The 21498-nt window shown below is 71.8% G+C and carries 16 protein-coding genes; 6 read left to right on the top strand and 10 right to left on the bottom strand.

The window, feature by feature from the left end; translation table 11 throughout:
* The 7 genes from VF330_RS08855 to VF330_RS08825 all read right to left on the bottom strand — a co-directional run.
* Positions 1 to 3159, bottom strand: a 3159-nt coding sequence (locus VF330_RS08855; RefSeq protein WP_422655569.1) for a hypothetical protein, incomplete at its 3' end; no start/stop codon positions are given.
* Positions 3160 to 3351: 192 nt separating this feature from the next.
* Positions 3352 to 5268 carry a hypothetical protein gene (locus VF330_RS08850; protein WP_330851024.1) on the bottom strand — a complete coding sequence of 639 codons (1917 nt, stop codon included), beginning with the start codon at positions 5266 to 5268 and terminating at the stop codon, positions 3352 to 3354.
* Positions 5269 to 5316: 48 nt separating this feature from the next.
* Positions 5317 to 5832 (bottom strand): YbaB/EbfC family nucleoid-associated protein, encoded by a 516-nt coding sequence (locus tag VF330_RS08845; RefSeq protein ID WP_330851023.1) that lies wholly within the window; start codon positions 5830 to 5832, stop codon positions 5317 to 5319.
* Positions 5833 to 5875: 43 nt separating this feature from the next.
* Positions 5876 to 6640, bottom strand: coding sequence for an ESX secretion-associated protein EspG (locus tag VF330_RS08840; protein WP_330851022.1), 765 nt, complete (start codon positions 6638 to 6640; stop codon positions 5876 to 5878).
* Positions 6637 to 8337 (bottom strand): PPE domain-containing protein, encoded by a 1701-nt coding sequence (locus tag VF330_RS08835; protein ID WP_330851021.1) that lies wholly within the window; start codon positions 8335 to 8337, stop codon positions 6637 to 6639. The genes VF330_RS08840 and VF330_RS08835 overlap by 4 nt, the downstream gene beginning before the upstream one ends.
* A gap of 45 nt (positions 8338 to 8382) precedes the next feature.
* The gene (locus VF330_RS08830) at positions 8383 to 8763 is read right to left on the bottom strand and encodes a hypothetical protein (RefSeq protein WP_330851020.1); all 381 of its coding nucleotides are present in this window, start codon (positions 8761 to 8763) and stop codon (positions 8383 to 8385) included.
* A gap of 442 nt (positions 8764 to 9205) precedes the next feature.
* Positions 9206 to 9970, bottom strand: a complete 765-nt coding sequence (locus VF330_RS08825; RefSeq protein ID WP_330851019.1) for an ESX secretion-associated protein EspG — start codon at positions 9968 to 9970, stop codon at positions 9206 to 9208.
* Between the two features lie 425 nt (positions 9971 to 10395).
* Here VF330_RS08825 and VF330_RS08820 point away from each other — a divergent pair, with 425 nt between their 5' ends.
* Entirely contained in the window at positions 10396 to 11973 is a 1578-nt protein-coding gene (locus VF330_RS08820) for an MFS transporter (protein ID WP_330851018.1), read from the top strand.
* Positions 11974 to 12047: 74 nt separating this feature from the next.
* Here the strand turns inward: VF330_RS08820 and VF330_RS08815 are convergent, their stop codons facing one another.
* Positions 12048 to 12989, bottom strand: coding sequence for a LysR family transcriptional regulator (locus VF330_RS08815; RefSeq protein WP_330851017.1), 942 nt, complete (start codon positions 12987 to 12989; stop codon positions 12048 to 12050).
* A 109-nt stretch (positions 12990 to 13098) separates the two neighbouring features.
* Here VF330_RS08815 and VF330_RS08810 point away from each other — a divergent pair, with 109 nt between their 5' ends.
* A complete protein-coding gene (locus tag VF330_RS08810) occupies positions 13099 to 14475 on the top strand; it encodes an aminopeptidase P family protein (protein WP_330851016.1) in 1377 nt (458 codons plus the stop codon).
* Here the strand turns inward: VF330_RS08810 and glpK (VF330_RS08805) are convergent.
* Together glpK (VF330_RS08805) and VF330_RS08800 are read right to left on the bottom strand one after the other, a co-directional pair.
* Entirely contained in the window at positions 14472 to 15965 is a 1494-nt protein-coding gene (glpK, locus tag VF330_RS08805; RefSeq protein ID WP_330851026.1) for a glycerol kinase GlpK, read from the bottom strand. The two genes, VF330_RS08810 and glpK (VF330_RS08805), sit on opposite strands and share 4 nt — an antisense overlap.
* 25 nt (positions 15966 to 15990) lie before the next feature.
* Entirely contained in the window at positions 15991 to 16755 is a 765-nt protein-coding gene (locus tag VF330_RS08800) for an IclR family transcriptional regulator (protein ID WP_330851015.1), read from the bottom strand.
* A 242-nt stretch (positions 16756 to 16997) separates the two neighbouring features.
* Between VF330_RS08800 and VF330_RS08795 the strand changes: the two genes are divergently transcribed.
* The 4 genes from VF330_RS08795 to VF330_RS08780 are packed head-to-tail and all read left to right on the top strand — an operon-like array spanning position 16998 to position 21321.
* Complete coding sequence (locus tag VF330_RS08795; protein ID WP_330851014.1) at positions 16998 to 17753, top strand: MIP/aquaporin family protein; 756 nt, start codon at positions 16998 to 17000, stop codon at positions 17751 to 17753.
* A gap of 32 nt (positions 17754 to 17785) precedes the next feature.
* Complete coding sequence (glpK, locus tag VF330_RS08790) at positions 17786 to 19303, top strand: glycerol kinase GlpK (protein WP_330851013.1); 1518 nt, start codon at positions 17786 to 17788, stop codon at positions 19301 to 19303.
* Positions 19304 to 19328: 25 nt separating this feature from the next.
* Complete coding sequence (locus VF330_RS08785) at positions 19329 to 20969, top strand: glycerol-3-phosphate dehydrogenase/oxidase (RefSeq protein WP_414675359.1); 1641 nt, start codon at positions 19329 to 19331, stop codon at positions 20967 to 20969.
* Between the two features lie 46 nt (positions 20970 to 21015).
* Entirely contained in the window at positions 21016 to 21321 is a 306-nt protein-coding gene (locus VF330_RS08780; RefSeq protein ID WP_330851012.1) for a hypothetical protein, read from the top strand.
* The last annotated feature ends 177 nt before the right edge of the window (positions 21322 to 21498 follow it).

The following is a 21498-nucleotide window of genomic DNA, read 5'->3' as shown; positions in this document are numbered from 1 at the left end:
CGGCGGGGTGTTGGCCGGGGGCGTGTTCGCCGGCGGCGTGTTGGCAGGCGGGGTGTTCGCCGAGGGCGTGTTGACCGGCGGGGTGTTGGCCGGAGGCACGTTCGCCGGTGGGGTGTTGGCGGGCGGGGTGCTCGCCGGAGGCGTGTTCACCGGCGGCGCGCTGGCCGGAGGCGTGCTGGCGTTCGGCGTGTTGGCCGGGGGCACGTTCGCCGGCGGGGTGTTCGCCGGAGGCACGTTGGCCGGAGGCGTGTTCGGGCTCGGCGTGTTGACCGGGGGTGCGGCCGGGGCCGGGCGCGTCTGCGCCGGAGGCGGCGTGTCCGCCTTCGGCTGCTGGGACGCCGGAGCCGTGTCCTGCCTGGGCGGCGGAGTGTTCGCCGGGGGCGTGTTGGCCGGCGGCGTGTTGGTCGAGGGAGCGTTCGCCGGAGGCGTGTTGGCCGATGGCGTGTTGGTCGAGGGAGCGTTCGCCGGAGGCGTGTTCGTCGACGGGGTGTTCGTCGAAGGCGTGTTGCTCGACGGGACGTTCGTCGACGGCGTGTTGACCGGCGGCGCGCTGACGGGCGGCGCGCTGACGGGCGGCGGGGCCGGGCGCGAAGACGCCGGAGGGGGCGTGTTCGTGTTCGGCGCCGGGTTCGGCGTGGTGGCCGGGGGTGCGGCCGGGGCCGGACGCGTCTGCGCCGGGGGCGGCGTGTTCGCGTTCGGCGTGTTGGCCGGAGGCGTGTTCACCGGAGGCGTGGCCGGAGCCGGGCGCGTCTGGGCCGGGGGCGGGGTGTTCGGCGCGGGGGTGCCGGGGGTGTTGACCGGCGGGGCCGCGGGGGCCGGGCGCGCCGGCGCGGGCGGAGCGGTGGACGCGTTGGGCGTCGTCGAGCTCGGCGGGGGCGACAGCGGGGTCGGCTTCGGGGCAGGCGGCGGCGTCGAGGACGACGTGCCGGGGGCCCTGGTGATCGTGTTGTCGGGCGTCGGGGGCTTGGGTGCGTCGAACGCGCCCTTGTTCTGGTTGGGAACGGAGCCGCCGAACTTGTTGCCGCCGCGTTCGCCGCCGGTCGCGGCTCCGCCGGGAGCGCCACCGGGGGCCATGGGCGGCGCCATGCCGCCCGCGTTGGCCGCGGAGGACGGGACAGGGCCCGGGGTGGCGCCGCCGCGCGGGGCGCCCTGCGACGGCGAGGTGACCGCCGTGCTCTGCGGGCCGGGGGTCGCACCGTTGGAGCCGGGGACCGCGCCGGGGCCGTTGTAGCCGGGCGCCGTGGGGGTGAACGGCGCGGGTGCCTTCGGCCCGGAACCACCAGGCGTGGCACCACCCGGAGTGGTACCGCCAGGCGTTGAGCCACCGGGCGTCGACCCACCCGGCGTGGAGCCGGGAGTCGCGCCGTTCGAGCCGGGGACCGCGCCGGGGCCGTTGTAGCCGGGCGCCGTCGGGGTGAACGCGGCGGGTGCCTTGGGCGTCGAGCCCGGCGTGGACCCCGGCGTCGAGCCGGGAGTCGTGGAGCCGGGGTTCGAGCCGGGGGTCGCGCCGTTGGAGCCGGGCACCGCGCCGGGCCCGTTGTAACCGGGCGCGGTCGGGGTGAACGGCGCCGGGATGCTCGGCTTCGGCGCTGGCGGGGGCGTCGAGGACGAGCTGCCGGGCGCCCTGGTGATGGTGCTGTCGGGCGTGGGGGGCTTGGGTGCGTCGAACGCGCCCTTGTTCTGGTTGGGGACGGAGCCGCCGAACTTGTTGCCGCCCCGCTCACCGCCGCTGGCACCCGCGCCACCCGGTGCGCCACCGGGGGCCATCGGGGGTGCCATGCCCGGCGACGCGCCGGCACCCGTGCCACCGCGGGCACCACCGCCCGTCGTGGGGTTCGCGGTGCCCTGCGAGCCGGACGTCACGCCGGCCGAGCCACCGGGGGTGGTGGGGCCGTTGTAACCGGGAGCCGTCGGGGTGAACGCGGCGGGCGCCTTGGCACCGCCACCCACACCACCGGCGCTGCCACCGGGCGTGGCGCCGGGCGTGGCGCCCGGCTTGCCGCCGCCACCGGGCGTGGTCGAGCCGGGCCCGTTGTAGCCGGGTGCGGTCGGGGTGAACGGCGCGGGGCTCTTCGGACCGCCGGGGGTGCTGCCGGGAGTGCTGCCGGGCTTGGTCGACCCACCGGGCGTGGTCGCGCCGGGGCCGTTGTAGCCGGGTGCGGTGGGGGTGAACGCCGCGGGGCTCTTGACGCTGGGCGTGCTGCCGCCCTTGCCGCCGGTGCCACCGGGGTTGGTCGCGCCGGGGCCGTTGTAGCCGGGTGCGGTGGGGGTGAACGCGGCCGGGCTCTTGACGCTGGGCGTGCTGCCGCCCTTGCCGCCGGCGGCACCGGGGTTGGTCGCGCCGGGGCCGTTGTAGCCCGGTGCGGTCGGGGTGAAGCTCGCCGGACCGCCCTTGACGTTGGGGGTCGCGCCGACGGACGGGCCGCCGGGGGCCTTGGTGCCGCCGGGCGTGGTGGTGCTGGCAGAGCCGCCCTTGACGTTGGGTGCGGGGGTCGCGCCGGGGCCGTTGTAGCCGGGTGCGGTGGGGGTGAAGCTGGCCGGGCCGCCGCCCTTGACGTTCGGGGCCGCGCCGACGGACGGGCCGCCGGGCGCCTTCGTGCCGCCGGGCGAGGTCGTGCCGGCCGGGCCGCCCTTGACGTTCGGCGTGGCACCGACGGACGGGCCACCCGCGACGTTGTTGCCGGTGGTGTTGACCCCGCCGCCCTTGATGGCGTTGGGACCGGTGGCGTTCGGACCGCCCGCCACGTTGTTGCCGACGGTGCTGACGCCACCGCCCTTGATCCCGTTCGTCCCCTGGTAGTTGGGGCCGCCCTGGGGGTTGTTGCCCAGGGTGGTGTTCGCCGATCCGGGTGGCGGCTTGGCCGTCGTGGACGTGTCGAACGACTGGAAGCTCTTCTGCTGGTTCGTGTCCGTGTTGACGATCGTCTGCTGCGTGGCCTTGAGCTTGCTCTGGACGTCGGTGAACGCCTTGGCGCCCTTGTCGGCCTGCGACACGGCGTTGTCGTTGGACGCGTTCAGCGCCGGCACCGCGAACAGCCCGATCGGGCCGAGCGCGTTGCCGCTGAAGTTCAGGCCGCGCAGGCCGCCCGAGATGCTCGACAGCCGGGACCCGAGGTCACCCGCCTTGCTCTGCAACCCCTGCATGGAGGAGTCGTTCATGGAGAAACCGCTGTTGCCGGTGGGACCGCCACCGCCGGTACCCGTGCTGGGTGGCGGCGTGGATCCCGGGTTCACCGAAGGGTTCGGGTTCGGTGCCGGGTTGGGATTGACGTTCCCCTTGGCCATGAGCGGCGCTTCTCCAGTACTGCGTCAGAACGAGACGGGACCCGCGGTCCCGGCTGTCGGCTGGACTTACTCTGTCGGCCGTGCGGGGCGCTCGGAGGCGACTGCCTGGCGGAACGGCTGCGCTGCGCCGCCGTCCACCTGACCGCCCGACTCGAAGGCCGCGGTGGGCCGGAGCGGCTCACTCGCCATGAGCGGGTTGACGCTCTCGTAGGCCGGCTGGGCCTCGGCCTGCGCGTAGTACTCCCGCGGCTGCGTCGGCGTGAGGGCCTCGAACGTCTGGGACATCTGCGTCCGCGCCATCGGTTCGTAGCCCGCCGACATCGGCTGGAGCGGCTCGGACGACGGCGTGGAGTCGCTGTAGTACATCTCCCGCGCCTGCATCGGCTGGACGTCGTGGACCGGGGTCCCCGCCGTCATGCTGACACCGGACGTCATCGTCGAGTCCGTGGCCATCTCGGCGCGCTGGAACAGCTGGGCCGGCTGGGCCTCCACGCGCTCGAACGCCTGCATCGGCTGGAGCGGCTGGGCCATCTCGGTGCGGTGCACGGCCTGCATCGGCTGCACCTCCGCCCGCTCGAACGCCTGCACGGGCTGGAGCGGCTGCATCGGCTCAGCGCGCTGCATGGGCTGCAACGGCTGCATCGGCTCGGCGTACTGCCTCGCCTGGAGCGGCTGCATGGGCTCGGCGGCGATCCGCTCGCCCATCTGCATGGGCTGCAGCGGCGCGTCGGCCATGCGCATGGCGCGCACGCCCTGCGTCGGCTCGAGCGCGTCCCTGCTCCTGAGCTCGCCCTGCTGCATCGGCTGCAGGGCGTCCATCTGCCGGAGCTCACCGCGCTGCATGGGCTGCAGCGGCGCGTCGGCCATCCTCGCGGTGGCGAAGCCGGTGGGCTGGACGGGTGCGTCGGCCATCCTCGCGGTCGTGGCGGTCGCGAAGCCGGTGGGCGCGTCGGCCATCCTGGCCGTCGCGAAGCCGGTCGGCTGCGTGCCGTCGGGCAGGACCGTGCCGACGCGGTTCTGCAGCGTCGCCTGGGCGGCGGTGGTGTCCGCGAGCATCTTGGCGCCCGCGACGCTGGCGGTCGCCGTACCGGTGCCGGTGGCCGTACCCGTGCCGGTTCCGGTGCCCTGGCCGGGCGGGGTGCCGCCGCGCGCACCGTCGACCGCCTTGTCGACGTCGTTCTGCGCCTTGTAGCCCTCGTAGCCGATCTCGGCCGCGTCGGCGCCGTTCTCGAAGCGCTCCCAGCCCTTGCTGATCTTCTTCATGATGTCGTCGACGTCGCCGATGCGCTTCATCTGACGGCCGAGAGCCGCCACGACGCGCGCGACGCGGGACGCGATGTTCACGCCCAGCGCGACGGCCTTGCCGACCGCGAAACCGCAGAAGATCGGGATCGAGGCGCCGAAGGTCGGGATCATCATCGCGGCGGCGATGAGCGCGCCACCGATCAGCGAACCGATCAGCTGGGCGATCAGGTCGCGGACGATGTCGCGCAGCACCGTGACCAGCATGCCCATGATCGCGACGATCTTGGCCTTGGTCTCGACGGCGCTCGCGAGCTCGTCGAGCTCCTGGTACATGCCGTCCATCGACGTCTTGAACCGCTCGGAGGACTGACCGGTCCAGCCGTCGAACGTCGCGAGGCCGTTCTTGTGGTCCGCGGCCAGCGTGCGGAGCTCGACCGCGCGGGCCTTGTTGGCCTCGACGTTGGCCTGGATCTCCTCCGGGTTGCCCATCACCTGGTTCAGGGCGTCGCGCAGGAACGACACGTGCTCGATCAGCCAGCCGACACCGGCACCGATGATGCTGCCCAGCGGGTCGATCGCGAGCATCACCGTGGCCGAGGCGGCACCGATCGCGTTGAACGTGATGTCGAGAGCCTTCTCGGTCTCGGACTCCGCGTCCTTGCTGATGCCGTCGATGAGACTGCCGTAGGCCTCGATGAACAACGAGCCCTTGAGCTTGTTCTCCTCGGTGATGTTCATCCCGGGAGGCGACGGAAGTGGTTTTTCAGGCGCTGTCATCGTGGTTCCTTACCAGGGCTGGTTGTCGTCGTCATCGTCGTCGGCCGCGCGGGCCCTGCCGCGGACCGGCGGCGGCTGCGGTGCCGCCGCGGGCCTGCTCACCGGGGGAGCGGGAGGAGCCGGTTCCGGCTCGTCGTCGTCGACCTCGTCGTAGTTGTCGTTCTCCTCGACCTCGGAGTCGTCCGCCGGGATCGAGTCCGAGACCATCTGGTAGGCCTCGGTGCCCTCGCCGAGCGGCTTGAAGAGCTCGAGCACCTGCTCGGCCGCCTGCTTCTGGGCCTTGCGCGCCGTCTCCAGGATCGCCGCGGTGAGCCGGGGTCCGCCCAGCTCCATCGCGCGGTGACCCAGCTGGAGGTTCTGCAAGCCGCCGTTGGGGCCCACCGTCACCGTCACCGCGCCGTCCTTGGACGTCACGGTCGCGGAGGCGGCGGCGAAGTTCTCCGTCAGGTTCTCCGACTTCTGCTTCAGGTCGGCCAGTTTGGCCTCGTACTCTTCGACCCACTGGTAAGGGTTCGCGGATGTCACACGGTCCTCCGGCGGCGGTGGTTCAACTGCGGCGTGAATCAGTTCACGCGAGCGCGGCGTCGATACGGGTGGCGATGCGGTCGTTGTCGGTCGGCGAGACGCTCAGCCAGCCGTCCGAGTTGACCATCAGGTAACGGCCCTGGTGGGTGTCGAACCAGTTGATCACGACACCGGAGCGCTGCTGGTCGCGGGTGACGCCGAACTGGCCGCCCGCGACGCGGTTCGCCGCGAGCTCGCCGAACTGCTTGGCGTCCGCGGGGGAGAGGCCGGCCTGCTGCAACGCGTTCAGCTCGTCGTCGCCCTCGTCCTCCGCCACGCCGAAGAGGTCGTCGGAGGTGTTCTGCTCCTCCGCCTCCTTGATCGCGACCGCTTCCTTCAGCGTCTCCACCCGCACGTTCACCGCCGTGCCGGGACCGGGCTCACCGTCGGGCAGCACCCGCACGATCTCGCGGGCGATGCCGGTCTCCCGGATGGTCAGCAACCCCACCCGGTCGTCGTCGATGATCGCCAGCACGGCCCGGTCGCCGTTGGAGGCGGCCAGCGCCCGCACGGTCCGGTCCAGGCCGGCGACGGCGTCGACGGAGACCCGGTGGTCGTCCAGCAGCCGGAGGTGGTCCTCCAGCCGCTGGTTGCCCACCAGGCCCCGCTGGCGCAGCTCGTCGAGCGTGTTCTCACGCAGCACCCGGCGGTCCTGCTCGGTGTCGCCCTCGCTCGGCACGTCCAGCGGGTACGGCACCCGGCCGAGCCGCAGCTCGTGCCACAGGACGTCGAACTCGCGCGGCGAGAGCAGGAACTCCGGCGTGATCACGACTGCTCTGACCCCTTCTGCTTCTTGACCTTCGCGGCGCCGATGACCGACGGGGGCAGGTTCTCGCCGGGCATCTCGAACAGGTCGCCGCCCATGATGTAGCTCGCGGAGCGGTGTTCCTTGTCGTCCTCGCCCTTGCCGCCGCCGGGAGCGCCACCCATCGGGGCACCACCCATGCCGGCACCCGCGGCGGAGGCACCACCGGGGCCGGTCATGCCCATCGGCATGCCGCCGCGCATCTGGCCCTGCACACCGGCCGAGCCGCCAGGCGTCATCGCACCGCCCGCGCCACCGGTCGCACCGCCGCCGAACGCGCCGCCGCCGCCGGCACCGCCGCCGCCACCACCCATCGAGGGGGTGAACGGCATGGGGCCGCCCTTCATGCCCGCGCCGCCACCGGCACCACCGGCACCGCCGCCCGCGCCGCCGCCACCGAAGCCGCCCGTCCCGCCGGGACCGGTGTAACCGGGGGCGGTGGGGTTGAACTTCGGGTTCTGCGGGACGTAGTTCGGGTTCGAGATGTCCTTGCCGACGGTCGGGACCTTCGGGACCTGCGGCGTGTACTGGTTGCTGCCGCCCTTGTTCGTGGTGCCGCCGGTGGTCACGCCGGGCGTGTAGCCACCGCCCAGCTGCGGCGTGTAGGTGCTGCTGCCGCCACCGGCACCGCTGGTGTACGTGCTGCCCGAGCTCGCGGCCGGGTTGTAGTTCGGCGCGGTCGGCGTGTACGTCGACGCGGACGTGTTCGTGGTGCCGGGGTTGTAGCTCGGCATCTGCGGCGTGTAGCTGCTGCCGCCGCCTCCGCCCGCACCGCCACCGGTGCCCGCACCCGCGCCGGTACCCGTGGCACCGGGGGCCGTGTAGCCGGGGGCCTGCGGGGTGTAGCTCGCCGCGGCGGGCTGGCTGCCGCCGGCGCCACCACCGGCGCCGCCCGCACCCGCGCCACCACCGGCGCCGGCACCACCGGCTCCGGCGCCCGCGCCACCGTTGACGCTCGGCGGTGCGGCGACGGCACCGGCGCTCGCGGTCTGCGTGGACATGTACGCGTCCACGGCGCCGAGCGCGGGAGCGGCACCCGAGCGGGCCACCGCCATCACCGGCTCCTCGGTCTGGCCGGTCGTCGGGTTGAACGGGGGCTTGAAGGTCGGCACCGACGAGTCGATCTGCCGGGAGTCGTTCTCCATCGAGGTCATCACGGTGACGGCCTGGTCGTGCGCGGCGCGCGACGCGGCGTTGGCCAGCGCGATGTCCGCGGAGGCCAGCACGAACGCGGGCGTGCCCGGCTGCGACAGGGCGGCGGCCGCCTTGGCGTAGTCGAACTCGATGGGGGCGGGCATCTGCGCGCGGGCGGACTCCATGACGCGGCCCTGGTCGGCGACCTTGGTGCCGACGTCGACGGCCGTCTTGGCGGTCTCGTCGACCCAGTCACCGAGCTTCTTCATCGCGTCCCGCGCGGCCTCCGCGGCCGCACCCGTCCACTTGGACTCCGACGCGGTGATCACCGAGTTGATGGTCCGCGACGCCTCGGTCAGCTCGTTGCCGTACTTGCTCCAGTCGGAGCTGATCTGGCCGGCCTGACCGGGGTCGTTGTTGTTGTGCACCGCGGCGTAGAGCTCTTGGTGCGATCGCGACGCCCAGTTCTGGGGGTCCGTGAGGACCGGGACGTTATCGATCTGCCTGGGGTCGGTCTCGGGGGGCATGACCGGCTCGCCTCTCGACTCGATGGACTCCGCTGGCCGTCAGGCTCAGGCGGTGCCCATGTGCTTCTTCAGTTCGGTCTGCTGTTCCTCGTCGAGGCGCGTGAAGTTCTCGATGGCGGTCACGATCGAGTTCTTCGTCTGCTCGAGAACGGTGCGGTACGCGGTCATGACGCTGACGAACGAGTACTGCTCACCCTCCGCGCGGTGGGTGAACTTGTCGCGCATCTTGTCGCCGACCGGGTTCGCGCCGAGCGGTGCCGGACGGGCGATGCTGCCGTTGGCGCGCTCGATCCACTGGTCGACCTGGTCGATCTGGGCCTGGAACTGCTTGCGCAGCTCCTCACCCGCTGTCGGGTCGAGCTGCACCTGACCCGAGGTGACGGTGTCCTTGAGCGGGACAGCGTCGTTGTCACCGACGATGTACATGCGGGCAGTATCGGGGGTTCTCTGGTACATCGCTCGCTTTCCCGTTGGCGAGTTACCAATTGAGACCGGCGTTCACAATGCGTTGTGTCGCAGTGAAACGGGCCACTACCAGGTGAACGACGTGTAACGAACGTGATCGTTTGCGCTGGTTGTGGGAGCGCTCTCTGCCTGCTGCCCGAGCGGGCTTCCAGGCCCTGTTCACATCACCGGATCGGGCGCTTGCCGACACGTGTGTGATCCAAATCACATGGGGGAATAGCTGGAATTTAGGGCCGTCTTGAGGTTCGTCGCGCTCATGTTCGTCCATCGCCGGATCGGGTGAATCCGGAGACCCGGTGAAACGAACGCGGGCGCACTCGACAGAGTACGCCCGCGATGCCCGTTTTGGATCAGTTCAGCGGTGTGAGGTGCGGGGCTCCCGCCCCGGCGCGACCGGCCCGGCTCAGGCGAGGACGGCGGCGATCCGCGTCGCGATCCGGTCGTTGTCGGTCGGCGAGAGGCTGAGCCAGCCGTCGGAGCGGACCATCAGGTACCGCCCCTGGTGGGTGTCGAACCAGTTGATGACCACGTCCGCGCGGTGCCGCCCGTGCGTCACGCCGAACTGGCCGCCCGCGACGCGGTTGGACGCGAGCTCGTCCATCTGCCTCGCGTCCTGTGCGGACAGACCGGCCCTGAGCAGGGCCTGCCGGTCGTCGAGCTCGTCGTCGGCGGCACCCCACGGGTCCTCGGAGTCGTCGTCCTCCGGCTCGGCCTCCTGCAGGGCCACTGCCTGCTGCAACGTCTCCAGGCGCACGGACAGCGCGCTGCCGGGACCGGCCTCGCCGGAGGGCAGCACGCGCACGATCTCCCGCGCCAGCCCGGTGGGCCTGACCTCGGTGAGCCCGACGTTGCCGCCGTCGATCACGGCCACGACGGCCTGGAAGCCGTTGGACGCGGCGAGCGCCCGCACCGTCCTGTCGAGACCCGCGACGGCGTCGACGGACACCTCGTGGTCGCCGAGCACCCTCATCAGGTCCTCGAGCCGCGCGTCGCCGCCGAGGCCGCGCTGGCGCAGGCCGGCGAGAGTCCTGTCCTCCAGCGCTTTCCGCTCCTGCTCGGTGTCTCCCTCGCTGGGCACGTCGAGCGGGTACGGCATCCTGCCGAGCCGCAGCGCCTGCCACAGCACCTCGAACTCGCGGGTCGACAGCAAGTACTCGGGCGTGATCACGAAGGCTCTGGCCTTTCTCTTCTCCGGCGGCTTGCGCGCAGTATCGAGCAGAATCCGGGCGTGCGTTCCTGATTCGTGGGTCACGTACCCGGTCGGGGCAATTTTCACAATCGGTCGCGAGTGGGGCCGAACCGGGCAGTGGGACGCCGAGCCGGACGGCTCCTGATCGGTTGTTTCCCGTCTTCCGGGAGCGCTCTCAGTCCCGCGGGGCGGCCGGCCCGGCGCGGCTCGTTCACAGAGTTGGAGCGGTCGGCGGCGACCCGTCAGATGTGTTCCAACTCACATCTTTTCGGGCCTGTTGAGACAGCCCCGGCCCCTGACCGGCCTCTGTTTGTGAGCTTGATTGCTTCAGTGTTGACCGAAAAAAACCGTCCGGCGTGGGTCGCTGACCTGCCCGGCGGTCCCGCAGGTGTGAAGATCGAGCGGTGACGGTCTCCGCGTGGGCACCCCTGCGCCGCAGCGCGTTCCGCGCGTTGTGGCTCGCCCAGTTCGCCTCCAACATCGGCACCTGGGCGCAGACCGTGGGAGCCCAGTGGCTCATGGGCGACCTCGGCGGCACCGCGCTCCAGGTCGCGCTCGTCCAGACCGCCACGACGCTGCCGGTGTTCCTGCTGGTCGTGCCGTCCGGGGCGCTCGGCGACATCCTCGACCGCCGGCACGTGCTGCTGTCCGGCCAGGCGTTGATGCTGGCCGGCGCGGGCGGGCTGATGCTGCTCGCGGGCACGGGCAGCGCGTCGCCGTCGAGCCTGCTCGGGCTGCTCGCGCTGATGGCGATCGGGCAGGCGCTGTCGATGCCGTCGTTCCAGGCCATCCAGCCGGAGCTGGTGTCGCGGGAGGAGATCCCTCAGGCCGCGTTGCTCAACGGCGTCAACATGAACGTCGGCAGGGCGATCGGGCCGGCGCTCGGCGGTCTGCTGATCGCGCTGGCGGGGCCGGAGGCGACGTTCGCGTTCAACACGGTGTCGTTCCTCGGTGTGCTGATCGTGCTCGCGCGGTGGCGCCGGCCGTCGGACCACCGGCCGCTCGGCGCCGAGCACATCACCACCGCGCTGCGCACCGGCGCGCGGTACGTGGGCAGCTCGCCGTTGTTCCGGCGGGTGCTGACCCGGCTGACGGTGTTCATCGTGTTCGGCAGCGGGTTGTGGGCGCTGTTGCCGGCCATCGCCCGCGGGCCGTTGCAGCTCGACGCGAGCGGGTACGGCGTGCTGCTCGGCAGCGTCGGGACGGGTGCGATCGCCGGTGCGTTCGTGGTGCCGAAGTTGTTGCAGCGCATGAGCAAGAACCGGCTGGTGCTGTTCGCGACGCTCGTCTACGCGGCGGCGACGAGCACGGCGGTGCTCACCTCGAGCGTGGTGCTGGTGGTCGTGGCGATGCTGTTCACGGGTGCCTGCTGGATCGCGACGCTGTCGACGTTCAACGCCTCGGCGCAGATCATGCTGCCCGCCTGGACGCGGGCCAGGGCGCTCGCCTACTACCAGCTGATCCTGATGGGCGGGCAGGCGCTCGGCGCGGTGGTGTGGGGCGCGCTGGCGGACGTGTACGGCCTGCGGACGGCGATGATCGTGCCGGCGGTGGCGATGGTGGTGCTCGTGGCGGGGGCGACGAAGTGGCTGCCGCTGATCGACCGGCCGCTCGACGTCAGCCCGGCGACCTACTGGGAGGAGCCGCCGGAGCTCGACGAGCCGGAGGCGGGCCCGGTGCTGGTCACGGTCGAGTGGCCGGTGGCGCCGGAGAACCAGGACGCGTTCGTCGACGCGATGCAACGCGTCGGGCGGGCGCGGCGGCGGACGGGCGCGACGATGTGGGGCCTGTTCCGGGACACGGAGAAACCTGAGACGTTCCTGGAGACGTTCACCATCGCGACCTGGCAGGAGCACCTGCGCCAGCACGTCGAACGCGGCACCGTCGTGGACCAGGAGAACCAGGAGATCGCCCGCGGCCTGGCCAAGGGGCCCGCGCACGTGCGGCACCTGCTGTTCGCCGAGCCGTCGAAACCCGAGTAGGTGCCATAGCGGCGCGCTATGCGCGGAAGGGATGGTCGCGGACCTCGCGCACCGGGGTGATGTCGTCGGCCGACTCACTCCGCCGTGAGCACCGCGCCGCGTTCCTCCCACCACGGCCGGAACACCGGGCTCGCCATCGCCTGCTCCGCGTACGCCCCGAGCACCTCGGTGAACACGCGGCTCGCCTGGCCGAACGTCAGCCGCTCGCGCCGCCAGCAGAACACCAGCCTCATCCGCATCGGCGCTCCCGCCAGCGGCCGCACCGCCACCCCCGGACCGCCCTGGGACGTGGGCTCGACCAGTTGCACGGCCTTGCCCGCCGCGATCAGCTGCCGACCTGCGCCGCTCGGCATCTCGAACCGGATCCGCGGCACGAACCCCACCGCCCGGCAGGCCGCGCGCAACGACGTCAGCGAGCCGTCCTCCGCGCCCGGCGGCCCCACCCAGGACGCGTCGGCCAGGTCGGCGAGCCGCACCTCCGGCGCGGCCGCCAGCGGGTGGGAGGCGGGCAGCGCGACGTGCACCGGGACCCACGGCACGACGATCCGCTGACCCACCCCGCGCGGCAGGCCCAGGTCGCCGTCCTCGTCGACCGCGATCACCGCCGCGTCGAGGTGGCCGTTCGCCAGTGCCAGCGCCAGCCCCGTCGAGGACGGGTCGACCACCATCGTCACGTCCGAGAGCACCTCCTCCAGGCGGGAGAACAGGGCCGCGACGCACTCCATGTGCACCGAGCCGAAGCGGACTGGGCCGTCGCGCCCGGCCAGGTCGGAGCCGAACGCCTCCAGTTCGACCAGCAGCAGCCTGGCCCGTTGCAGCATCTGCGCGCCCAGCGCGGTGGGGACGGCGCCGGCGCGGCCGCGGTCGAAGAGCTTGCCGCCGACCAGGCGTTCCACGCGTTGCAGCAACGTCGTCAGGGACGGCTGGGAGATGCCGAGCCGATTCGCCGCGCGCGAGAGGCTGCCCGCGTCGCCGATGGCGCAGACCGCCCTCAGGTGCCGGATCTCCAGTTCCATAGCCCGAGGCTATCCCCGATCCGGATTGGCGGGACCCCTCCGGCAGGAGGGAGGGTGGTAGGCGAGGACCACTCTGAGAGGACGCGAATTGGCTCGGACACGCCGCGACATGGCGAAACTGGTGGACGCGGACGGTTTCCGCACGTACATCCGCGACGGCTGGGGCGAGTGGGACAGCTCGATCGACCTGCCGCGCGGCACGGCGGACGCCGCCCGGCAGCACCGGGCCAGGCTCGCCCGGGCGCTGCCGGGCAAGCGGGTCGCGCTGGCGGCGGGGCGGGCGCACGTCCGGTCCAACGACACGTTCCACGAGTTCCGCGCGGACAGCGACTTCGTGTGGCTGACCGGCTGCCAGGTCGAGGGCGCCGTGCTGGTCATGACCGGCGACGACGCCACGTTGTTCGTGCCGGTGCCGTCGGAGGCGCACAGCGTCGACTTCTTCGGTGACGCCGACCGCAGCCCGTTCTGGATCGGCGCCGCCGCCGGCCCGAAGGAGTGGGGCGAGGCGCTCGGCATCACGGCCCGCCCGCTCGAGGACCTGGCGAACGCCCTGCGCGGCCGCCACCCCGAGACGCTCACGGCCAAGGGCCTCGACCCGCTGCTGGACGCGCTGACCGGCTCGCACAGCGACGAGCTGCGCACCACGCTCGCCGAGCTGCGCCGCATCAAGGACGACTGGGAGGTGGACCAGCTCCGCCAGGCCGTCGACGCGAGCGTCAAGGGCTTCGCCGACGTCGCCATGGAACTCGGCCAGGCCGTGCGCGGCGGGGGAGAGCGCTGGCTGCAGGGCACGTTCGACCGCCGCGCGCGCACCGAGGGCAACGGCCCCGGCTACACCTCGATCGTCGCCTCCGGCCACCACGCCCCGGTGCTGCACTGGACGCGCAACGACGGCCGCGTGAACGACGCCGACCTGCTGCTGCTCGACGCCGGCGTGGAGATGAAGTCCCTCTACACCGCCGACGTCACCCGCACGTTCCCGGTGAGCGGCGAGTTCTCCGAGGCCCAGCGCAAGGTCTACGACCTCGTGCACGCCTCGCACGTCGCCGCGCTCGCGGAGGTCCGCCCCGGCAACGACTACAGCGCCTTCCACCACACCGCCATGCGCGTGCTGGCCGAGGGCCTGCACGACTGGGGCCTGCTGCCCGTCAGCGTCGACAAGGCCCTCGACCCGAGCGGCCAGCACCACCGCCGCTACATCGTCTGCGGCACCGGGCACTTCCTCGGCCTGGACGTGCACGACTGCGCCGACGCCCGGCAGGAGACCTACCAGCAGGGCATCCTCGAACGCGGCATGGCGCTGACGGTCGAGCCCGGCCTGTACTTCCACCCGAACGACGAGACGCTGCCGCCGGAGCTGCGGGGCATCGGCGTGCGGATCGAGGACGACCTCGTCGTGACGGGCGACGGCGCCGACGTCCTCTCGGACGCGCTGCCGATCGCGGCGGACGACGTCGCCGCGTGGGTGCGCAAGCAGCGTTCCTAAGTGGACGGACTGGAGCGGGCCCACGCGAATGTCAGTTCCACGGCCCGCTTCCAGTTCGCGTACTCGTCCTCCCGGTGCCGGGCGTCCATCCCCGGGTTCCACCGCGCGGCCAGGTGCCAGTTGCGCCGCAACCCCTCCAGGTCCGGCCAGTACCCGGCGGCGAGGCCCGCGGCGTAGGCGGCGCCCAGTGACACGGTCTCCGCGACCAGCGGGCGCATCACCGGCACGTCGAGCACGTCCGCGATGAACTGCATCAGCAGGTGGTCGGCGGTCATCCCGCCGTCCACCTTGAGCACCGGCGTCGGCGTGCCCAGGTCGGCGTTCATCGCGTCGACGACCTCGCGGGTCTGCCAGCCCGTCGCCTCCAGCACGGCGCGCGCCAGGTGGCCCTTGTTGATGTACGAGGTCAGCCCGACGACGAGCCCGCGCGCCTGCGCGAGCCAGTGCGGCGCGAACAGGCCCGAGAACGCGGGCACGATGTAGCAGCCGCCGTTGTCCTTCACGGTGCGGGCGAGCGTCTCGATCTCCGGCGCGGAGTGGATCAGTCCCAGGTTGTCGCGGAACCACTGCACCAGCGACCCGGCGACGGCGATCGAGCCCTCCAGCGCGTACGCCGGCTCGCCGCCGATCTGGTAGCCGATGGTCGTCAGCAGGCCGTGCTTCGACCGCACCAGTTCGTTGCCGGTGTTCATCAGCAGGAACCCGCCGGTGCCGTAGGTACCCTTGATCGAGCCCTTCTCGAAGCACGTCTGCCCGAACAGCGCGGCGTGCTGGTCGCCCAGCGCCGCGGTGATCGAGATGCCCGGCACGACCCTCGTGGTGACGCCGCTGATCTCGGTCGACGGGCGGATCTCCGGCAGCATCGACGACGGCACGCCGAAGAACTCCAGCAGCATCGGGTCCCACTGCCGGGTCGAGAGGTTCATCAGCATCGTGCGCGACGCGTTGGTCACGTCGGTGACGTGCAGGCCGCCGTTCACGCCGCCGGTGAGGTTCCAGATCAGCCAGGTGTCCATCGTGCCGAACAGGACGTCGCCGCGGTCGGCCTTCGCGCGCAGGCCGGGGACGTTGTCGAGCATCCACCGCAGCGACGGCGCGGAGAAGTAGGTCGCGAGCGGCAGGCCGCAGCGGTCGCGGACCTCCTCGATGCCGGACTTCTTCGCCAGCTGCGCGACGAGCTCCTCGGTGCGGATGTCCTCCCAGCTGATCGCGCGGCCGACCGGCACGCCGGTGTGGCGGTCCCACAGCACGAACGTCTCGCGCTGGTTCGTGATGCCCAGCGCCACCACCTGGTCGGCGGTGATCCCGGACTGCCGCAGCGCCTGCGGCATGATCCGGTCGACGTTGCGCCAGATCTCCACGGCGTCCTGCTCCACCCAGCCCGGCCGCGGGTGGTACTGCCGGTGCTCGCGCTGCGCGACCGCGACCAGCCGGGCGTTCTGGTCGAACACGATGCAGCGCGTCGACGTCGTCCCCTGGTCGATCGCCATTACGAACCGTTGCACGCCGAGCCCTTCAGTTCTCGTCGACCAGGGACGTGGTGACCGCCTCCGCGGCCTGGACCACCTGCCGCACGAGCGTCGCGCGGGGGCGGCCCGTGGAGTCGCACAGCCGGTCCGCCGCGCCGGAGACGCCGATCGCGCCGACGACGAGACCGCCGGGGATGCGGATGGGCGCGGCGATGCTCGCCTCGCCCGGCATGTACTCCTCCGCCTCGCCCGCCCAGCCCTGGCCGCGGACCTCCGTCAGCACCCGCTCCAGCATCTGGGTGCGCGTGATCGTCCTGCGCGTCAACGACGTCAGCTCCCGCCGGCGCGCGGCCGCCGACAGGTCCGGGTCGTAGGCGAGCAGCACCTTGCCGAGCGCGGTCGCGTGCAACGGCAGCATCGCGCCGATGCCGAGCGTCTGCACGGAGTCGTCCGGCCGGAACACGTGGTGCACGACGAGCACGGCGCCGTCGTGGTGCATGCCGATCCTGACCTCCTGGCCGCTGCGCGCGGCCAGCGTGTCCGCCCAGTTGATCGATCTGGACCGCAGCTCGTTCGCGTCCAGATAGGACGTTCCCAGGTGCAGCAGCGCCGCGCCGAGGCGGTAGCGGCCCGTCGACGCGTCCTGTTCCACGAACTCGACCCGTTGCAGCGTCCGGAGAATCCCGTGCGCGGTGCCCCGCGCCAGACCGAGCGAGTCGGCGATCTCCGTGAGACCGTGGTGGCCGGAGCCGCGCGCCAGCAGCCGCAGCACGGCGGCGGCGCGTTCGATCGACTGGATGGGTCCCGGCACGCGAGAAACGTAATTGAGACGACCCGTGTCGGCAATGTCGAACAGGTAGGGCGGCCGTCACCCCGCGAAACGCGCCCGAAACGCCTTGTCTGCGCGCAGCGTGACCGGTCGGTCACACCTTCGGGGGTCGCAGGTGTCGACATTGTCGAAACGTGCCCGTTGAACTGCCGTTCCGCCGCTCATTACGTTCCGCGCAGTCACCACGGGGTGATCAGCCGTTCAAGGACGAATGGGAGGCCAGCGTGGGTCTCGGGACTGTCTTCCTCAGCGAGGTGCTCGGCACGGGCGTCTTGCTGTTGATGGGTGCGGGCGTGGTGGCCAACGTGCTGCTCGCCAAGTCGAAGGGCTTCGACGGCGGGTGGCTGTTGATCAACTTCGGCTGGGGCCTCGGCGTCTTCGCCGGTGTCTACGTCGCGTACAGGTCGGGTGCGCACCTCAACCCCGCCGTGACGGTCGGCATCCTCACCAGCGGCGCCGCGGAGTACGCGCCCGGTGTGCCGGTCAGCGTCGGCTCGACGCTCGTCTACTTCGCCGGCGAGATGATCGGCGCGTTCCTCGGTGCCGTGGTCGCCTGGCTCGCCTACAAGCCGCACTTCGACGAGACGCCCGACGAGGGCCTCAAGCTCGCCGTCTTCTCGACCGGCCCGGCGATCCGCAGCTACGCCTGGAACCTCGTCTGCGAGGTCATCGGCACGTTCGTCCTGGTCATGGTCGTCCTCGCGTTCGGCAAGACGCCGACCCAGCTCGGCCCGCTGGCCGTCGCGATGCTCGTCGTCGGCATCGGCGCCTCCCTCGGCGGCCCCACCGGCTACGCGATCAACCCGGCCCGCGACCTCGGCCCGCGCATCGCCCACGCCCTGCTCCCGCTTTCGTACAAGGGCACCGACGGCGAGGCCGTGGGCAAGAAGGACTCCGACTGGAGCTACGCCTGGGTGCCGGTCGTCGGCCCGCTCATCGGCGGCGCGCTCGCCGGTGTCGTCGCCGCGATCGCGATCTGACGTTCCCTGACCATCCCGAAAGGACCTCTCCGATGACGCAGTACGTTCTCGCCGTCGACCAGGGCACGACCAGCACGCGGGCGATCATCTTCGACCACAGCGGCTCCATCGTCGCCGTGGGCCAGAAGGAGCACGAACAGATCTTCCCGAGGGCCGGCTGGGTCGAGCACGACCCGGTGGAGATCAAGGAGAACACCCGGTTCGTGATCGGCCAGGCGCTCGCCAAGGCCGACCTGAACACCGGTGACCTCGCCGCCGTCGGCATCACCAACCAGCGCGAGACCGCGGTGGTGTGGGACAAGAACACCGGCGAACCCGTCTACAACGCCATCGTCTGGCAGGACACCCGCACCCAGGCGATCGTCGAGGAGCTCGGCGCCCTCGGCGGCGGCCCCGACCGCTACAAGGCGAAGGTCGGCCTGCCGCTCGCCACCTACTTCTCCGGCCCCAAGATCCGCTGGATCCTCGACAACGTCGAGGGCGCCCGCGAGCGCGCCGAGGCGGGCGACCTGCTCTTCGGCAACACCGACACGTGGACGCTGTGGAACCTCACCGGCGGCCCCAACGGCGGCGTGCACGCCACCGACGTCACCAACGCGTCCCGGACCATGCTCATGGACCTCGACACGCTGCAGTGGGACGCCGAGATCGCGGGGGAGATGGGCACCCCCGTCTCGATGCTCCCGGAGATCCGGTCCTCCTCCGAGGTCTACGGCACCGGCGGTCCCGGCGGTGTGCTCAAGGGCGTGCCGATCGCGGGCATCCTCGGCGACCAGCAGGCCGCGACGTTCGGCCAGGCCTGCTACGAGCCCGGCACCGCGAAGAACACCTACGGCACCGGCAACTTCATGCTGCTCAACACCGGCACGGAGAAGGTCGCCTCGAAGAACGGCCTGCTCACGACTGTCTGCTACAAGATCGGTGACGAGGCGCCCGTCTACGCGCTGGAGGGCTCCATCGCCGTCACCGGGTCGCTCGTGCAGTGGCTGCGCGACAACCTCGGCATCATCGGCTCGGCCCCGGAGATCGAGACGCTCGCCCGCACGGTCGAGGACAACGGCGGCGCGTACTTCGTGCCGGCGTTCTCCGGCCTCTTCGCGCCGTACTGGCGGGCGGACGCGCGCGGCGCGGTCGTCGGCCTGACCCGGTTCGTCAACAAGGGCCACCTCGCACGGGCCGTGCTGGAGGCGACGGCGTTCCAGACCCGCGAGGTCCTGGACGCGATGAACGCCGACTCCGGCGTGCCGCTCACCGAGCTCAAGGTCGACGGCGGCATGGTCGCCAACGAGCTGCTCATGCAGTTCCAGGCGGACGTGCTCGACGTGCCGGTCGTGCGCCCGGTCGTCGCCGAGACCACCGCGCTCGGCGCCGCGTACGCCGCCGGTCTGGCCGTCGGCTACTGGTCGTCGCTCGACGAGCTGCGCGCCAACTGGTCCGAGGACAAGCGCTGGACGCCGGAGCTGGCGGCCGACGAGCGCGAGCGCGAGTACCGCAACTGGAAGAAGGCCGTGACCAAGTCGTTCGACTGGGTCGACGCCGACGTCCGCTGATTTCCTTCTAGAGGAGCTGAAGAAGTTGTTCGCGAGGCTGGATCCGGCTCGGCGTGCCCGCTCGCTCGAAGCGTTGGGCGGCACGGAGTTCGACGTGCTGGTCGTCGGAGGTGGTGTGGTCGGCGCCGGCGCGGCTCTGGACGCGGCGTCCCGCGGCCTGTCCGTCGCGCTGGTCGAGGCAGACGACTGGGCGGCGGGCACGTCGAGCCGGTCCAGCAAGCTCGTGCACGGCGGGCTGCGGTACCTGGAGCAGCTGGAGTTCAAGCTGGTCAGGGAAGCCCTGAAGGAACGCGGGTTGCTGCTGCGCCGGCTCGCACCGCACCTGGTGCGGCCGGTGCCGTTCCTCTTCCCGCTCAAGAAGCAGTGGGAACGCGCCTACGTCGGCGCCGGCGTCCTGCTCTACGACTCGATCGGCGGCGCGGGCGCGGTGCCGATGCACCGGCACCTGTCCCGCTCGAAGATGGCCGCCGTCGGACCGTCGCTGGACGCCTCCGCCTTCGCCGGCGCGATCCGCTACTACGACGCGCAGATGGACGACGCCCGGCTCGTGTCGACTCTCGTGCGCACGGCCGCCCAGCACGGTGCGACCGTGGTGTCGCGGGCGCGCGTGACGTCGTTGCTGCGCACCGATGGCCGCGTGTCCGGTGCGTCCGTCCGCGACGAACTGTCCGGTGTGACGCATGTTGTGCGTGCGCGGCGAGTGATCAGTGCTACCGGTGTGTGGACCGACTCGCTGAACTCGATGTCGCCCGGCACCGCGCCGTTCCACGTCCGGATGTCCAAGGGCGTCCACGTCCTCGTGGACCGGTCCCGGATCCAGCTCGACGGCGGTCTGATCACCCAGACCGAGAAGTCCGTGCTGTTCGTGATCCCGTGGGGTGCCTACTGGATCATCGGCACCACCGACACGCCGTACTCCGGGTCGCCTGAGGACGTCGCCGCCACCCCCGAGGACGTCTCGTACATCCTCGACCACGTCAACGCCGTCCTGCGCACGCCGTTGACGGCCGACGACGTCGTCGGCACCTACGCGGGACTGCGGCCGTTGCTGGACGGCGCTTCCGGTGACACCGCCCAGCTGTCGCGCGAGCACGCGGTGGCCGAACCGGAGCCCGGGTTCTTCGTCATCGCCGGCGGCAAGTACACGACCTACCGCGTGATGGCCGCCGACGTCGTGAACGCCGCCGTCGCCGGCCTCGGCAGCGCGGTGGCGCCGTCGCTGACCGCCCGCCTGCCCCTGTGCGGGGCGGTCGGGTTCCACGAGCTGTGGGCGGACCGGGCCCGCGTCGCCGCCGAGTCCGGTCTGCCCACGTCCACAGTGGAACGTCTGCTGCGCCGCTACGGTTCTGCGGTCTCAGACGTCCTGGCGATGATCGCGCAGGACCCCTCGCTGGCGGAGCCGGTCGCCGGGTACCTGGCCGCGGAGATCGTCTACGCCGTCACGCACGAGGGCGCGCTCGGTCTCGAGGACGTGCTGGCCCGGCGCACCCGGATCGCGATGGAACACCTCGACTTCGGTGTATCGGTGGCGGGCCAGGTGGCTGAACTGATCGCCCAGCCCCTTGGCTGGTCGGACGCGGAGCGGGATGCTGCGGTCTCTGCTTACCGGGCCGGGGTGTCTGTGGCGGCTCCAGTCCGGGACGTCGCGGCACGGCCGGGGATGTGACCCGGCCGGTGGCGTGACACGGTCCAGCCAGGGATGTGACGGTGAGATGGACAGCGTCGAGTTGATCGGGCGGTTGCGGCGGGAAGGCGGGTTCCGGCTGCTACCGCTGCTGGGGGACAGCGGGGAGGTCGCCGGGGTGCACCTCTCGCGCTTCCTGCCCGGCGGGCGTCTTGATGTTGTCCAGGCTTGGGACGAGCGGTGGGCCGTGTTCGCCCGGTTGCCCGACGTCGTGGATGTTTCTTCGCCGTTCGGTGCGGCTGTCGAGGGTGGGGTGGTGGTTCGGGGGCCGTTTGCCCGGGTTGTTTCGCCGTTGTTGCCTTTGCAGCCCGGGTTGGTTCCTGTTCAACGCTGAGGGCTCCGCCCTCAGACTCCCGACACTCCCAAAGGAGCCCTCCAGCGCCGTTCGTGGGTGGATGGCACGCCTGTTTCGTTGGGCGGCTTGCTGTTGCGTTGGTGGTTGCGTTTGCGGTGGTGGCTCCCCCGTCCAGCGATCCGGAGCGGGCCGCGCCCGAGGGGTCAGGTCAAGTCG

This window comes from Lentzea sp. (assembly GCF_036380075.1).
GTDB lineage: Bacteria > Actinomycetota > Actinomycetes > Mycobacteriales > Pseudonocardiaceae > Lentzea.
This window is presented reverse-complemented; position numbering and strand designations above follow the sequence as displayed.

Excerpts from the sequence above, each read along its gene's own strand:
- VF330_RS08835 (WP_330851021.1), bottom strand. The coding sequence starts at position 8,337 with ATGCCCCCCGAGACCGACCCCAGGCAGATCGATAACGTCCCGGTCCTC.
- VF330_RS08815 (WP_330851017.1), bottom strand. The coding sequence starts at position 12,989 with ATGGAACTGGAGATCCGGCACCTGAGGGCGGTCTGCGCCATCGGCGAC.
- VF330_RS08780 (WP_330851012.1), top strand. The coding sequence starts at position 21,016 with ATGGACAGCGTCGAGTTGATCGGGCGGTTGCGGCGGGAAGGCGGGTTC.
- VF330_RS08830 (WP_330851020.1), bottom strand. The coding sequence starts at position 8,763 with ATGTACATCGTCGGTGACAACGACGCTGTCCCGCTCAAGGACACCGTC.
- glpK (WP_330851026.1), bottom strand. The coding sequence starts at position 15,965 with ATGGCGATCGACCAGGGGACGACGTCGACGCGCTGCATCGTGTTCGAC.
- VF330_RS08810 (WP_330851016.1), top strand. The coding sequence starts at position 13,099 with ATGGCGAAACTGGTGGACGCGGACGGTTTCCGCACGTACATCCGCGAC.
- VF330_RS08850 (WP_330851024.1), bottom strand. The coding sequence starts at position 5,268 with ATGAACATCACCGAGGAGAACAAGCTCAAGGGCTCGTTGTTCATCGAG.
- glpK (WP_330851013.1), top strand. The coding sequence starts at position 17,786 with ATGACGCAGTACGTTCTCGCCGTCGACCAGGGCACGACCAGCACGCGG.